15 protein-coding genes and 1 tRNA gene are annotated in these 14,495 nt (G+C 70.3%); 11 read left to right on the top strand and 5 right to left on the bottom strand.

Going from position 1 to position 14,495, the window contains the following annotated elements; genetic code table 11:
* The first annotated feature begins 26 nt into the window (after window positions 1-26).
* Window positions 27-914, top strand: a complete 888-nt coding sequence (locus ACQY4O_RS06030) for a LysR substrate-binding domain-containing protein (RefSeq protein ID WP_428375305.1) — start codon at window positions 27-29, stop codon at window positions 912-914.
* Window positions 915-968: 54 nt separating this feature from the next.
* On the opposite strand, the gene ACQY4O_RS06025 is transcribed toward ACQY4O_RS06030, so the two are convergent.
* Both ACQY4O_RS06025 and ACQY4O_RS06020 read right to left on the bottom strand, forming a co-directional pair.
* Window positions 969-1,544 carry a DUF4337 family protein gene (locus ACQY4O_RS06025; RefSeq protein ID WP_428375304.1) on the bottom strand — a complete coding sequence of 192 codons (576 nt, stop codon included), beginning with the start codon at window positions 1,542-1,544 and terminating at the stop codon, window positions 969-971.
* A 74-nt stretch (window positions 1,545-1,618) separates the two neighbouring features.
* Window positions 1,619-1,692 (bottom strand) — tRNA-Cys (locus ACQY4O_RS06020).
* A 264-nt stretch (window positions 1,693-1,956) separates the two neighbouring features.
* On the opposite strand from ACQY4O_RS06020, the gene ACQY4O_RS06015 reads away from it, so the two are divergent.
* The 4 genes from ACQY4O_RS06015 to ACQY4O_RS06000 all read left to right on the top strand — a co-directional run bounded on the left by ACQY4O_RS06015 (window position 1,957) and on the right by ACQY4O_RS06000 (window position 7,818).
* Window positions 1,957-2,622, top strand: coding sequence for a protein-L-isoaspartate O-methyltransferase family protein (locus ACQY4O_RS06015; RefSeq protein WP_428375303.1), 666 nt, complete (start codon window positions 1,957-1,959; stop codon window positions 2,620-2,622).
* 125 nt (window positions 2,623-2,747) lie between these two features.
* Window positions 2,748-4,175 (top strand): TolC family outer membrane protein, encoded by a 1,428-nt coding sequence (locus ACQY4O_RS06010; protein WP_428375302.1) that lies wholly within the window; start codon window positions 2,748-2,750, stop codon window positions 4,173-4,175.
* Window positions 4,176-4,242: 67 nt separating this feature from the next.
* Window positions 4,243-4,944 (top strand): DUF2497 domain-containing protein, encoded by a 702-nt coding sequence (locus ACQY4O_RS06005; RefSeq protein ID WP_428375301.1) that lies wholly within the window; start codon window positions 4,243-4,245, stop codon window positions 4,942-4,944.
* Between the two features lie 150 nt (window positions 4,945-5,094).
* Entirely contained in the window at window positions 5,095-7,818 is a 2,724-nt protein-coding gene (locus tag ACQY4O_RS06000) for a valine--tRNA ligase (RefSeq protein ID WP_428375300.1), read from the top strand.
* Between the two features lie 13 nt (window positions 7,819-7,831).
* Here the strand turns inward: ACQY4O_RS06000 and ACQY4O_RS05995 are convergent, their stop codons facing one another.
* From ACQY4O_RS05995 to ACQY4O_RS05985, 3 genes are all read right to left on the bottom strand, one after another.
* Complete coding sequence (locus ACQY4O_RS05995) at window positions 7,832-8,275, bottom strand: septal ring lytic transglycosylase RlpA family protein (protein ID WP_428375299.1); 444 nt, start codon at window positions 8,273-8,275, stop codon at window positions 7,832-7,834.
* Window positions 8,276-8,357: 82 nt separating this feature from the next.
* Entirely contained in the window at window positions 8,358-9,131 is a 774-nt protein-coding gene (locus tag ACQY4O_RS05990) for an exodeoxyribonuclease III (protein WP_428375298.1), read from the bottom strand.
* A gap of 30 nt (window positions 9,132-9,161) precedes the next feature.
* Window positions 9,162-9,542 (bottom strand): HesB/IscA family protein, encoded by a 381-nt coding sequence (locus tag ACQY4O_RS05985; RefSeq protein ID WP_428375297.1) that lies wholly within the window; start codon window positions 9,540-9,542, stop codon window positions 9,162-9,164.
* Between the two features lie 98 nt (window positions 9,543-9,640).
* On the opposite strand from ACQY4O_RS05985, the gene ACQY4O_RS05980 reads away from it, so the two are divergent.
* The 6 genes from ACQY4O_RS05980 to tatB all read left to right on the top strand — a co-directional run bounded on the left by ACQY4O_RS05980 (window position 9,641) and on the right by tatB (window position 14,466).
* On the top strand, window positions 9,641-10,444 hold the full coding sequence (locus ACQY4O_RS05980) for a hypothetical protein (protein ID WP_428375296.1): 804 nt from the start codon (window positions 9,641-9,643) through the stop codon (window positions 10,442-10,444).
* Window positions 10,441-11,253 carry an SPOR domain-containing protein gene (locus tag ACQY4O_RS05975; protein WP_428375295.1) on the top strand — a complete coding sequence of 271 codons (813 nt, stop codon included), beginning with the start codon at window positions 10,441-10,443 and terminating at the stop codon, window positions 11,251-11,253. Before ACQY4O_RS05980 ends, ACQY4O_RS05975 begins: the two co-directional genes overlap by 4 nt.
* A 3-nt stretch (window positions 11,254-11,256) precedes the next feature.
* Entirely contained in the window at window positions 11,257-12,255 is a 999-nt protein-coding gene (nagZ, locus tag ACQY4O_RS05970) for a beta-N-acetylhexosaminidase (protein ID WP_428375294.1), read from the top strand.
* A gap of 53 nt (window positions 12,256-12,308) precedes the next feature.
* On the top strand, window positions 12,309-13,196 hold the full coding sequence (locus ACQY4O_RS05965; protein ID WP_428378117.1) for a segregation and condensation protein A: 888 nt from the start codon (window positions 12,309-12,311) through the stop codon (window positions 13,194-13,196).
* Complete coding sequence (gene scpB / locus ACQY4O_RS05960) at window positions 13,193-13,801, top strand: SMC-Scp complex subunit ScpB (RefSeq protein WP_428375293.1); 609 nt, start codon at window positions 13,193-13,195, stop codon at window positions 13,799-13,801. Before ACQY4O_RS05965 ends, scpB begins: the two co-directional genes overlap by 4 nt.
* Before the next feature lie 80 nt (window positions 13,802-13,881).
* A complete protein-coding gene (gene tatB / locus ACQY4O_RS05955) occupies window positions 13,882-14,466 on the top strand; it encodes a Sec-independent protein translocase protein TatB (protein ID WP_428375292.1) in 585 nt (194 codons plus the stop codon).
* The last annotated feature ends 29 nt before the right edge of the window (window positions 14,467-14,495 follow it).

Genomic DNA, 14,495 nt, shown 5'->3' with positions numbered 1-14,495 from the left:
CTGACTGTCGTGAATGGGACTGTTGAATGGATCGTCTGATGGCGATGGAGAGTTTCGTCCGCACGGTCGAGCGGGGCAGCTTCGCCGCCGCTGCCGCCGGCCGCGGATTGTCGCCCAGCATGGTCGGCAACCACGTGCGCTTCCTGGAGGCCCGGCTCGGTGCATTGCTGCTCAACCGCACCACCCGGCAGCAGAGCATGACCGAATTCGGTCGCGCCTACCTCGAGAGATGCCGGCGCATCCTGCTCGACGTGGAGGACGCCGAGCGGGTCGCCGACCTCGTCAGGCCCCCGCGTGGCCTGCTGCGCGTGACGGCGCCATTGTCACTCGGCACCACCATCATGCCCGGCATCATCGCCGCCTACCTGCGACGCTATGCCGAAGTCCAGGTGGAGCTCGTCCTGCAGGACCGCCGTCTCGATCTCCTCGCCGATGAGCTCGACGTCGCGATCCGGGCCGGCAGGCTGCCGGATTCAGGACTGATCGCCCGGGCATTGCCGCCGCTGAGCCTGGCCGTCTGCGCCTCGCCAGCCTACCTCACGGTGCATGGGCATCCCGGTACGCCGGCCGAGCTGGAGCATCATAACTGTCTCGACTTCACCTATGCCGGGGAGCCGCGGCTGTGGCGGTTCAACGGGCCGGAGGGCGAGATCCGGGTCCAAGTCAGCGGGACTCTGCGTGTCAATAACGGGATAGCCCTACGCGCCGCGGCTCTGGAGCATCTTGGCATCATCCTGCAGCCCGAAATCCTGGTTGCCGAAGACATCGTCTCGGGGCGCCTGATCCGCCTCCTGGCGGACTACGCCGTCCCATTTCTGCCCATTCATCTGCTGAGCCTCCCGGATAGGCATCCATCCCCGAAGCTCCGGAGTTTCATCGAGCTCGCCACCGAGATGTTCAAGTTGGCCGCTTGAACCGCGCGTGTGGTCGCTCTCGGCACTCCCTTCGGAACGGTCGGTACGCCGGTTTCAGAACATGCCGTAGGTCGGCGCCAGCCAGCCGAGCAGCGTGAGGACCAGGCCGGCGGCGCCGAGGGCCAGCGATGCCGTGAACAGCATGCGCGATGCTGCGATGACCGAAACCGTGGCCAGCACGATGGCGAGTTCGAGCGCCGCGGCGGCGTTGTCGTAGGTGTGGGTGCGTTGCAGGGCGACGTCCCGCGCCGCCGCAAAGGCGTGTGCACGGTCTGCGATCGCGCGCTTGCCGTCGCCTGGATCGGTCTCGTAATGGCTTTGTTCCTGGGCGAGCTGGTCCAGCACCTGCCGGCGCGCGATGGTGCCCTGCGGGCTCGACGGTGCATCCAACGTGGCCCCGAGTGCCGCCAGGTCGTGCGCGAGTGCCTGTCGGATCGACTTGCCCTGATATTGCGTCCAGGCGTCCGCGGCAGCGATGGAGTTCTCGTTGACCCTGATCTCGGCGTGCTTGGCGCCCTGCTCGCTGATCGCGAGGCAGGCCGCAAGGATCGCGACCAGCAGCGCCGCGTGCTTGTTGCCATGTTCGGCGGCATGGCCCGCATGCTCGTGATGCTCAAGCTGCTGTTCCAAGGATGGGCCTCCGATCCCGTCCGAGAAGGCCGGCGCGGCGTCCTCCCGGTTCGGCCCGAAGGATCGGCGGCACCTGGAGGTCCGGGCGGGAATCGAACCCACATTCGCGGATTTGCAGTCCGCTGCATCACCACTCTGCCACCGGACCTCGGGGCTGCCTGAAGCCGCCAATGACCGCCGTCCGACGCCTCGGGCGGAGCTATATCCGAGTTCGCCGGGATAATCCAGGCGCCGGGGAACGCCATCTCCCGGCAGGGCGCCGCGCTTTACGCCCTGTCGGGCCGCCACGTATGCTGCCGCTATGAACGATATCGATCCTGCCACGCCGTCCCCGGACGCCACGGCGACTGCCTGGCCAACCCGGCTGTTGACCGTTCCCGGAACGAGTGCGGCGTTCGCGAAGGCTGCCACGTTGGACAGAAGCAGCCCGGACCTGGCCCAGGCGCGCCATCGCATGGTCGACACCCAGGTGCGCCCGGTGCAGGTCAGCGACCCCCGGATCATCAAGGCGATGCGGGAGGTGCCCCGCGAGCGGTTCGTGCCGGCCGATCGCGCGGCGATCGCCTACGCGGACATCGGGGTGCCGCTTGCTGCGAGCCGGGTGCTGATGGAGCCGCGGATCATTGCACGCCTGCTGCAGTCGGCGGTGCCGCTCGGCGGCGAGCGCGCCCTGGTGGTGGCGGCGGGGACCGGGTATTCCGCGGTGCTGCTGGCGCGACTCGGCCTGTCCGTACTGGCACTGGAACAGGACCCGGCCCTGGCCGCCCTGGGTGCGGCCCTGAGCAAGGAGCTGGCGCCCGCGGTCCGGTTCGTCACCGGTGCGCTGCGCGACGGCTTCGCGGACGCCGCTCCCTATGACCTCATCCTGATCGACGGCGCGGTGCGCACCCTGCCGGATGCGCTGGCCGGACAGCTGGCAATCGGCGGCCGGCTGGCGACGGTGCTGTGGCCCCAGGGCAAGGTCGGCAGCGGGGTGCTGGCGGAACATTCGACACTCGGGCTGCGGGCGCGCCAGCAGTTCGATGCCTCGACGCCGTTGATCCCGGAACTGCTCGCGGCACCTCGGTTCAGCTTCTGAGCGGGGCTTCAGCGTCCGGGCGGGTGTGAAGTCGCGGCGCTGGCAGCGCCGTCGGGTTTTGTGGCACAGACCAGCGGACGGGTTCGATCGCGCGGGATCATGCGCGCTGGCTAGTGGAGGGCGGTATGAGTGTTCGCACCGGGATGGGGGCAGGGCTTGCGGCGATGCTGTGCAGCGGCACGGCGCTGGCGCAGAAATATGACGGCACCGGCGCTCCGACCTTCATTCCGCACACCCTGCAGGAGGCGCTGGCCGCTTCCTACCTGACCAACCCGCAGCTGCAGGCCGAACGGGCCGCTCTGCGGGCTGTCGACGAAAACGTGCCGACCGCACTCGCCGGATGGCGCCCGACGGTGACCGGCACCGCGACGCTCAGCTACAACCAGGGCCTCGCCTCCTACGGCGCGAACAGCCAGCTCCCGTCGGAATCGGTGGACAATCCCGGCTATACCGGCGGCGTCACCATCACCCAGCCGCTCTATGCCGGCGGCCGTACCACCTCGCAGACGCACCAGGCGGTCAACCGGGTGATGGCCGAGCGTGCCAACCTGATCGCCACCGAGCAGCAGGTGTTCCTCAACGTGGTCAGCGCCTATGTCGGCGTGATCCAGAACCAGCAGAACCTGCAGATCCAGACCAACAACGAGCGCGTGCTCGAAGAGCAGCTGCGGGCGACGAACGACCGTTTCCGGGTGGGCGAGATCACCCGCACCGATGTGGCCCAGGCCGAGGCGGCGCTGGCGACCGCGCGTGCCACCCGGCAGCAGGCCGAGGGCACGCTGCAGACCGCGAACGCGACCTACGTGCAGCAGGTCGGCATGCCGCCGGCGCCCAACCTGATCCCGCCGCAGCCGCTGGCGCTGCCGGTGCGCAACGAGCAGGAGGTGATGTCGGAGGCGGTCTCCAACAATCCCAATGTCATCGACGCGCTGTTCACCCAGGCGCAGTACAAGGACGCGGTCGACGTCGCGGTGGCGGCGCTGATGCCGAAGCTGTCCGCCGAGGCGTCCTACCAGCACGGGCTGAACCAGGGGATCAAGGGCTACACGACCGACCTCAAGACCGCCCTGCTGGACTTCCAGGTGCCGATCTATCAAGGCGGCGCGGAATATGCGGCGGTCCGGCAGGCCCGGCAGACCGAGCAGCAGTCCCGTCGGCAGGTGGACGTGCAGCGTCGCACGGCGCTGCAGAGCGGGGTCTCGAACTGGGAAAACCTGATCGCCTTCAGGGCCTCCATCGAGAGCAACCGCGCGGCGGTGCAGTCCAACATCGTGGCGCTGGACGGCGTCGAGCGGCAGGCAATCGTCGGCACCAGCACGACGCTGGAGGTGCTGCAGCAGCAGCAGACCCTGCTGTCGGCGCAGCTCGCCCTGGTGCAGAGCCTGAGCAGCATGGTAACCGCGTCGTACAGCGTGGCCTCGGCCATCGGGCGCCTGACCGCCCGTGACTTGAAGCTCAACGTGCCCATCTATGACGAGACGGCCTACTACAAGGCGGTGGCTGATCGCCTGTGGGGGCTGAACGACTACGCTGTCGGACAACCGGGACGCTGATGCATTGACGATCAAACCGAGAAACACGAAGGGCGCCGCAGAGACATCGGGAGATGATGATGGCTCCATGGACACCATCCTGGCCTCGATCCGCCGCATCCTGAACGAGGACGAGGCCACGCCGGCGGAGGCCGCGCGCGAGCGGCCGTCGGATGACGTGCTGATCCTGGAAAGCTCGATGCTGGCGCAGCCGGACGCTGCGGCGCCGGCGCCCCCGGAGCCAGCGCCCCCGGAGCCAGCCTCCCGAGGGCCAGCGCCACCGACGCCCGCGGCCGAGCCTGCGACGCCGGCGGCCGAGAAGCCGGCGGCTGTTGAGCCCGAGCCGGCGAAGCCGGATCAGCCCGAGCGGCGCGAGCCGGTGCTGCGGTCCGACACGCCGCTGGGCATCCCGCCGGTCCCGGCCGAAGCCGAAGTGCGGCCGAATGTCTTCACGCCACGCGTCGGGGCGGCGACCGCCGGCGGGCGGACCGGCAGTGCGCAGGACCGGGACCGGGCGGCTCTGGAGGGGCTGGTGGCGGCGCGCACCCGTGCCGCGGCGGAGCAATCCTTCGAGGCGTTGCACGCGGCGCTGCGCCAGGAGGACGAGGTGGCCGCCCCGCCGCCGGCCGACGCGCCGATGCTGCTGCGCTCGGGGGGCCCCAGTCTCGAGGATCTGGTGCGCCAGGAGTTGCGCGGCCTGCTGAGCGCCTGGCTCGACCAGCATCTGCCCGGCCTGGTGGAGGCCCTGGTGCGGTCGCAGATCGAGAAGATCGTCCGCCGCGGCGGCTGATCCGCTCTTCTAAAGGAAAGGATTTCAAAGGCGAGCCTTTGATGGGCTTGAGCCGCGAAGCGGATCGAGGGGGCAAAGCCCCTGGCCTTGATTAGTTGCGCCAAGGACGACCCGGTTCCGAGTCTTTCAGCAGCCTGCTAGGCTTGCTCCATGCTCGAAAAAACCTTCAAGCCTGCCGACGTGGAACCGTCGCTGTACGCGCTCTGGGAAGCGGGCGGCGGCTTCGCGGCCGACCCGGAGAGCGTCAGGCCGCCCTTCGCGGTGATGATCCCGCCACCCAACGTCACCGGCACCCTGCATGCCGGGCACGCGCTGGATATGACGTTGCAGGATGTGCTGGTCCGCTGGCGCCGGATGCAGGGTCATGACGTGCTGTGGCAGCCCGGGACCGACCATGCCGGCATTGCGACGCAACTGGTGGTCGAGCGGATGCTGCGGGCCGAGGGCACCGGGCGTGTCGAGATCGGCCGGGACGCGTTCATCGCGCGCGTCTGGGCCTGGAAGGAGCAGTCGGGCGGCGGCATCACCAACCAGTTGCGCCGGCTCGGCGCCTCGCTGGACTGGGGGCGCGAGCGCTTCACCATGGATGCCGGCCTGTCGGCGGCGGTGCGCGAGGTGTTCGTCACGCTGCACCGGCAGGGGCTGATCTACCGCGACCGCCGCCTGGTAAATTGGGACCCGGAATTCGGCTCCGCGATCTCCGACCTCGAGGTGGAGAGCCGCGAGGTGCGCGGCCATCTGTGGTATCTGCGCTATCCGGTGGCGGATGCACCGGGAACGTTCGTGACCGTGGCGACGACGCGGCCCGAGACCATGCTGGGCGACAGCGCGGTGGCGGTGCATCCCGAGGATGCGCGCTATGCCGGCCTGATCGGGCGCCAGCTGGTGCTGCCGCTGACCGGGCGGCGTATCCCGATCGTGGCGGACGCCTATTCCGATCCGGAAAAAGGCACCGGGGCGGTCAAGATCACGCCGGCGCACGACTTCAACGATTTCGAGGTCGGGCAGCGGCATGGCCTGGCGATGCCGCAGGTGCTCGACGGGCAGGCACGCATCGTGCTCGGCGATATCGCGGAGCAGTTGCGGGCCGCCCCCGGGGTGGCGGATCCCGGCTTCGTGCAGTCGCTCGACGGCCAGTCGCGGCAGGCGGCGCGTACTGCGATCGTCGCCGAGATGGAGCGGCTCGGCCTGCTGGATCGCGTCGAGGCGCATACGCATCAGGTGCCGCACGCCCAGCGCGGCGGGGCGGTGGTCGAGCCGCGCCTGACCACGCAATGGTATTGCGATGCCAAGCGCCTGGCCGGCCCGGCGATCGCCGCCGTGCAGCAGAACCGCATGCAGTTCGTGCCGCGCCAGTGGGAGAACACGTTCTTTGCGTGGATGCGCGACATCCAGCCCTGGTGCATCAGCCGCCAGCTCTGGTGGGGGCATCGCATTCCGGCCTGGTACGGGCCGGATGGCGAGGTGTTCGTGGCGCATGACGAGGCGCAGGCCCAGGCGGCGGCGGCGGCGCACTATGGCGAAGCTTCCGGGCTTGCGCATGCCGGGCTTGCGCATGTCGAGCTGTCGCAGGATCCGGACGTGCTGGACACTTGGTTCAGCTCGGCGCTGTGGCCGTTCTCGACCCTGGGTTGGCCGCAGCGGACGCCGGCGCTCGAGCGCTACTACCCGACTTCGGTCCTCGTCACCGGCTTCGACATCATTTTCTTCTGGGTGGCCCGGATGATGATGATGGGCCTGCATTTCATGGACGAGGTGCCGTTCCGCACCGTCTTCCTGCATGGCCTGGTGCGTGACGAGCAGGGCCGCAAGATGTCCAAGAGCCTCGGCAACGGCATCGATCCGCTTGAGATGATCGACCAGTACGGCGCCGACGCCTTGCGCTTCGCGGTCTGCTCGATGACCGGCCTCGGACGCGATGCGCGGCTCGGCCCGAGACGGGTCGAGGAGAGCCGGTCGTTCGTGACCAAGCTCTGGAATGCGGCGCGCTTCTGCGAGATGAACGGCGTGCGGCCTGACCCGGCGTTCGACCCGAGGGTGGCGCGGCATCCGCTGTCGCGCTGGATCATCACCGAGGCGCAGCAGGCGGCGGCCGAGATGAACGCGGCGCTGGAAGCCTTTCGTTTCGACGAGTACGCGTCGAGCGCGTATCGCTTCACCTGGAACAAGTACTGCGACTGGTTCCTGGAGTTCGCAAAGCCGATCCTGGCATCGGCGGCGCGGCCGGATGCCGGCGAGGTCCGGGCGGCGGCGGCGTATGTCCTCGGCCTGATCCTACGCCTGCTCAACCCGGTGATGCCGTTCGTCACCGAGACGCTCTGGGCGGAACTCGGCTACGGCGCGCGCGGCAGCCTGATCACGACGGCCTGGCCGCGCGCGGATGATGGCCTCAGGGATGACGAGGTCAGCCGCGAGATCGACTGGGTGGTGCGCTTCATCACCGAGATACGCACCGTGCGCGCCGAGATGAACGTGCCGCCGGCGCGCACGGTTCCGGTGCTGCTGCGCGATGCGCATGCGCAGACGGTGCTGCGCGCGCGGTCGTGGAGCGAGGCCATCGGCCGCATGGCCCGCGTCTCCGAGGTGGGCGTGCTTGACGGTGAGATGCCGCGTGGCGCGGCGCAGCTGGTGCTCGAGGAGGCAACCCTGGTGCTGCCGCTGGAGGGCCTGATCGATCTCGACGCGGAGCGCACCCGGCTACGTAAAGAGGATGACCGGCTGCTGGCCGAGACCGAGAAGGCGGAACGCAAGCTTGCCAACCCGGATTTCGTGGCACGCGCCAAGCCCGATGTCGTCGAGGAGACGCGTGCGCGGGTGCAGGGTTTCCGGAGCGATCGGGCGCGCATCCAGGCGGCCCTGCGACGCCTGGCTTAGCTGACCCGAGGCTTCACCGCAGGCCGTTATTGGCGGTCTCGGCCTTCGCCGGAAGCTGGGTCGGCACGATGGCGACCGGCGCGACCCCCTGCTTCGGCGTGAGGCCGATCTGCTTGGCTGTCGCGGGTGTGAGATCGACGACGCGGCCCTTCGGCACCGGTCCGCGATCCTTGATGGTGACGACGGCCGACTTTCCGGTCTGCAGGTCCGTCACCCGCGCCTTGGTCCCCAGCGGCAGCGCCTTGCTTGCCGCCGCATTCGAACGGGTGCTGAACCGCTCGCCATCCGCCATGTGCCGGCCCTGGAACCGGCTCGAATAGACCGACGCCTTGCCGACCAGCTTGTGCGGCGGGCGCGGCTCGGCGGCGTGGCCGGCGCTTGCCGCCGCCAGCATCAGGGCGGCGAGGATTCCGGCTTCGGTCGCGTAGCGCATGGCGTGCTCCAGGTCGTTCGACATGCAAACAGTCCGGAGCGGGATGGAGTTGCGTTTTTGCGACGGGCTCTCAATTTTGACGCCGGACCGTGTGGTGTGCCGGTGGTCACGGTCCGTCCAGGGTGACCACGAGAGGCACATGGTCGGACGGAAGCTGCGCGTCGCGCTCGGCCCGGTGCGGCCATGCCGACAGCAGGCGCTCGGCGAGGGCGGGCGACAACAAAGCATGGTCGATGCGCAGGCCACGGTCGCGTGGCCAGCATCCGGCCTGGTAGTCCCAGAACGTGTAGGCGGCCCCGGTCGGATGCAGCGCACGCAACGCGTCGGTCAGTCCCAGCCAGAGCAGGCTGCGGAAGCGTCGGCGGGTCTTCGGGCGAACCAGGGCATCGTCGTCGCTCAAGAGGCCCGGCGCCAGGTCCGCCGCGGTGGGACAGACGTTGAAGTCCCCGGCGAGGACGAAGTCCTGCTCCGACGCCAGCAGGGCTGCCGCCCGGGCCTGCAGGGCGTCCATCCAGTCGAGCTTGGCTTGGTAGCCGGCGTCGCCGCCGGAATTGCCGTTCGGCAGGTAGAGATTGCCGATGGTCACGCCACCGAGCGCCACCTCGACGTAGCGCGCCTGGGCGCCGTCCGGCAGGCCGGGCAACTGCCGGTGAATGACCTGCGGCGTCGCGCGGGTCAGGATGGCGACGCCGTTATAGCTCTTCTGGCCGACCACGACGCACTGGTAGCCGAGCGCCGTGAAGCGGGCCTGCGGGAAGGCCGATTCCTCGCACTTGATTTCCTGCAGCAGCAGGGCGTCCGGCTGCTCGCGCTGCAGCCAGCGCTCGACGTGCGGTTCGCGCTGCCGGATCGAGTTGACGTTCCAGGTTGCGAGCTTCATGGGCACGCGGCAGCTTCCGGGCAGCCGGGATCAGTCGATCGAGAAGCTGGTTCCGCAGCCGCAGGACGAGGTGGCGTTCGGGTTGCGCACGGTGAAGTGGGCGCCCATCAGGGCTTCGCTGTAGTCGAGCTGCGCACCGCCGAGCAGATCCAGGCTGACCGGATCGACGACCACGCGGGCCCGGCCGGTCCGGATCTCGATGTCGTCGGGCTGCGGCTCCGAGTCGAGCTTGAAGCTGTACTGGAAGCCGCTGCAGCCGCCCGCCAGCACGGCGACCCGCAGGGCCTGGGCGTCCGGCGCGGCCGCACCGGGCTGGGCGGCGACGATCTCGGCGATGCGGGACGCCGCCCGCTCGGACACCGAGAACCGGGAGTGCGGGGAAAGCTCGTGCGTGGCGCTCGCTGTGTCCATGGCTTCCAGATAGCGTGCGGGACGGCGTTTCCCAAGAGGGCGCGGCGCCGCTTCGTCCATCGGGGAGAGCCAGGCTGGGCGGGAGAGCCAGCCTGGGATTGATCCTGTCACAGTGGATGCTGCTCGAGGCGGTGCGCGACATCGTCCCGGTCGAGCTGGGCGTCACGGCCGGGCTCCGGCTGTGGCCGGCGCGCCGGGCGCAACCGGGCGATGTCTGCACGGATGCAGCCCTGGTGCTGGCGCGCCGGGCAGGGCGGCCGGCCCGGTCGCTGGCCGAGGCCCTGGCCTCGCGCCTGGGGGATGTCCCGGGTGTCGCGCTCGCCAGGATGGCGGGAGCCGGTTTCGTCAATATCTGGTTTGCCGATGCGGCACTCGAAGGCCTGTTGCCGCGCCTGCTGCTGCGACGGCAGGGCGCCACCGGGCCGGCGCTCGCGCCGCTTGTCGTACCGCTGGCCGGCATGACGCTCGACGACCCCTCTTTCAGGATCCAGTACGCGCACGCGCGCTGCCGCAGCGTGCAGCGGGCGGCCGCGGCCGATCCGGCGGCGGGCTGGTCGTCGAAGCTCGAACGGATGCGTGGCATGGCTCGCATCGGGCCGCTCCCGCCCGGCCCGAGGCGCGCCCTGGTCTGCGCGCTCGAGCACGGCGCCTGTCCGGGAGGCGACACGGCGCTGGCCGGGGACGCGCTGCGGCGCTGGCTCGACAGGCTGGCGGCCGCGTTCGAGTGCGTGTGGAACGACTCGGCCGGTCATGCGACATTGAGGGACGTTATGGTCCGGTTCCTGGACCCTGCCCGCCCCGATGCGACGCTGGTCGATCTTGCCCTGGTGATGGCAACGGCGGACGCGATCCGCGACGGGCTCGCACAGCTGGGACTGCGGGCGGCCGAGGAGATACGATGAACCCAGTCGAAGAGGATCGGGCGCTGGCCGAGGAGGAGGATGGCCGCTTCGGGTTGTCCGAGGCGCGGGGCCGCGAGGCGATGGACCCTGCCACGCGCCGGCTGGCGATGATCGCGGGCGGCATCGGCCTGTTGCTGGCGGTGCTGATCGGCGGCTGGGTCTTCGGCGGCAGGCAGGCCGGCGGCATTCCGGTCATCGAGGCGCCGTACGGCCCGGTGCGGCTGAAACCGGCGGATGCCGGCGGCATGCAGGCACTCGGGGCGCAGGCACCGCCGCCGGTCAATAGCAGCGGCGCGGAGGCGCTGGCGCCCGGGCCGGAAGCGCCGCGTCCGGAGGCCCTGCAGGCCGAGGTCGATGCCGCCCGGCGGGCCAGTGGCCTGGCGGTCGCGCCTTCGGCAGCCGCACCAGCCGCCCCACCCGGTACGCGAGCGGACAAGCCGGCCCCCCTGTCGCCCGCGGCACCCGAACAGCCGCCGGATCCGGGCAAATTGCGGACCGAGGCCACGCCCGACGCATCCCAGCCTGCCGAACGCGCAGTGCCCGGACACGGCCCGATTGCCATCCAGCTGGCGGCGCTCGACTCCCATGACGCGGCGCAGGCGGAACGCAAGCGGCTGGCGGATCATTATCCCGACCTGTTCAATCCGGCGCCCGGCGACGGCAAGAGCTTCGAGGTGTTGCGCGCCGAACATGACGGGCATCCGATCTACCGTCTGCGCATGCTCGGGTTCGGCAGCCAGGCGGCCGCCGCCGCCTTCTGCAGGCGCGCGCGCGCGCAGGACGTCGCCTGCGCCGTCGCCGATTTCTGAACCATGACCATCCCGCTCGCGGCCATCGTCGGACTGTCGGGGCCCGAACTCACTCCGGCCGAGGCCGATCTGTTGCGCGCGCATGCGCCGCTCGGCGTCATCTTGTTCCGCCGCAACATCGTCTCCAGTGCGCAGCTCGGTCGCCTGGTCGCGGCCGTGCGTGCGGTTCTGCCCGAGAATGGCCTGCTGATGGTCGACCAGGAGGGCGGACGCGTCGCCCGGCTGCGCCCGCCACAATGGCTTGCCCACCCGCCCGCCGCCTGGATCGGGCGCCTGCATGAACGCGATCCAGCCACCGGCGTGCGGGCGGCGTGGCTCACGGGCGCCCTGATCGGCGCGGATTGCCTGAAGGCCGGGTTCGACGTGGTCGCGGCGCCGGTGCTCGACCGCCACGTTCCCTGGGCGCATGACGTGATCGGCGACCGCGCGTTCGGCAGCGACCCGCGCGCCATCGCGATCCTCGGCCGGGCGATCGCCTGCGGGCTGCTCGCGGCCGGGGTGCAGCCGGTGGCCAAGCACGTGCCCGGCCACGGGCGCGCGGTGTCGGACAGCCATGTCGCGATGCCGGAACTCGATCGCATCGAGCCCGACGATCTCGAGCCGTTCCGCCTGCTGGCCTGGCTGCCCTGGATGATGACGGCGCATATCCGCTTCCGCGAGGAGGATCCGCACAATGCGGCCACCCTGTCACGCGCCATCCTGCAGGGCGTGGTGCGGCAGCGTCTCGGCTTCGACAACCTGCTGATGTCCGACGATCTCGCCATGCAGGCGCTGTCCGGGCCGGCCGGCGCGCGCGCGGCGGCGGCCCTGGAGGCCGGCTGCGATATCGCGCTGCATTGCTCGGGGGTGTTCGAGGAGACGGCCGACGTGCTGGACCGGGTGCGGCCGCTCGATGCGCCGGCACTGCACCGGCTGGCGGCGGCGCGGGCGACCGTGGCTCAGCATCGGCGTCCGCTCGATATGCGGGTGCTCGTCGCCGAACGCGAGGGCCTGCTGTGCTGACCTCTCCCGACGCACCCGGCGCCGCGACCGCGGATCATGCCGCCTCGTGTCCGATGCTGGTGCTGGACGGCTTCGAGGGGCCGCTCGATCTGCTGCTGGAGCTGGCAAGGGCGCAGAAGGTCGATCTCGCCCGGATCTCGATCCTGACTCTGGTGGAGCAGTATCTCGCCGTGGTCGAGCCAGGCGGCGCGACAGGCCGCGGCGTCCGGCTCGAACTGGCGGCCGACTGGCTGGTGATGGCCGCGTGGCTGGCCTGGTTGAAGTCGCGCCTGCTGTTGCCGCGGGAGGACGCGGCGGCCGCCGAGGGCGAGGCGGCGGCAGAGTTGCTGCAGGCGCGGCTGGCGGAGCTGGCCCATGTCGGCCGTGCCGCCGCCTGGCTGAGCCGGCGAGACCAGCTTGGACACGAGGTGTTCCGGCGGGGCGCGGCGGAGGAGCTGACGGAGATCGACCGTTCCGGGCTGGTGCTCGAGCTGCCGACGCTGCTCGGCGCCTACATGGCGGCGATGCGGCGCACGGCGAAGCGGCGGGTCTATCGGCCGAGGCCGCTGGCGTTCTGGACGGTGCAGGACGCGCTGGCCCGGTTGCGCATGCTGCTCGGTGGCGACCTGCCGAGCTGGTGCGCGCTGGAGAGCATGCTGCCCGACTTCATGCGCCATGCCGATCCGGGCCGCGCGGAGGCGTTGCGCGAACGACGGGCGGCGATGGCCGGGATGCTGATCGCCGGCCTCGAACTGGCGCGAAGCGGCGCGCTGGAACTGCGGCAGGAGCAGGCCTTCAGCACCATCCTGTTGCGTCGGGCGGAGCCCGCGATACCTGAGGAGACGGCGGAGCCCGCGTTAGCTCAGGAGACGGCGGAGCCCGCGATACCTGAGGAGACGGCGGAGCCAGCGATTGTTGGGGAGAGGGCAGAGCCGTCGGCACAGCAGGAGGCGGCGGAATGAGTGAGACGACGCCTGGACTAAGCAAGGCGGTGCGGCTGGCGGAGGCGATGCTGTTCGCCAGCAGCGAGCCGGTGCGCGAGCGTGCCCTGCTCGACCTGCTGCAGAGCCAGGACGCGCTGCCCGACAGCGAGGACCTGTCGGCGGCCCTTGGCGCAGTGCTGGAGGCACTCCGCGCGCACTATGCCGATCGCGCGGTGCAGCCAATGCAGGTCGCCGGCGGCTGGCAGTTCCGCACCGTGCCCGATGTCGCTCCCGCTCTCACGAAGGTCATGCACCGCCCGCGCCGGCTGCCGCGTGCGGCGATGGAGACGCTGGCGATCATCGCCTACCACCAGCCCTGCACCCGGACCGAGATCGAGGAGATCCGCGGCGTGTCGCTGAGCCAGACGACGCTGGACGGGCTGCTGGAGGCGTCGCTGATCGTGCCGCGTGGCCGCAAGGAGGTGCCGGGACGGCCGGTGCTGTGGGGCACCTCGCCGGCGTTCCTGGCGCATTTCGGGTTGCGCGACCTGCGTGACCTGCCAAGGCGCGAGGAGCTGCTGGTCGAGCTGCCGTCCGTCATGGCAGGGGAGGTGCCGGTTCCGGCGGGGGGAGAGGCGTGCTAACTCTCCGCTCCACGCGGCAGCTTATGGCGACGCGGCGCCGGAGAGACCCCATGACTGAGCACCGTGCGTGACTGGGCACCATGTTTGACTTCGCCGGGTCCGAGCTTGCGCTGATCGGCGTCGTCGCCCTGATTTTTATCGGGCCGAAGGACATGCCGACGGCGATCCGGGCGATCACCAACATCCTGAAAAAGGGCCGCAAGCTGGCCGGCGAGTTCCAGACCCACGTGGACGAGATGGTGCGCGACGCCGATCTCGGCGAGGCACGGGATTCGTTCCGCCAGCTGCGCGGCATGAACCTGCGCGGCCAGATCATGCGGACGCTGGACAATGACGGCACGCTGCGCCGCACCCTGAACGACAACCCGCTCGCGGCGGTACCGGCGGCGGCGGCTCCCGCAATTCCCGGTGCCGCTCCCGTTGCCGCCACCGGCGACGGCGCCATCTCCGGCCAATCGCTGCTCGGCACCACGGCGATGCCGGCTCCGTTCAATGCGCCCTATCACCCGCTGGACGAGGCGATCGAGTTCCCCGAGGCAAGCGATCCAGCGCCGGTCGTCATTCCGCCGCGCACCGCCGCGCGGCTTCGTCGCGAGCGGGCCGCCGCGCCGCCGCCCGGGTTCCTGCCGCCATCGGCGTCGCGGCCCCATGCGGGCCGCTACTAGAGCGGGGTCAGGCTTCCTTGAATCTGCGT

It is taken from the genome of Lichenicoccus sp., assembly GCF_965277665.1.
Taxonomy (GTDB): domain Bacteria; phylum Pseudomonadota; class Alphaproteobacteria; order Acetobacterales; family Acetobacteraceae; genus Lichenicoccus.
The sequence above is the reverse complement of the archived record's forward strand: the minus strand, read 5'-3'. Positions and strand labels throughout refer to the sequence as shown.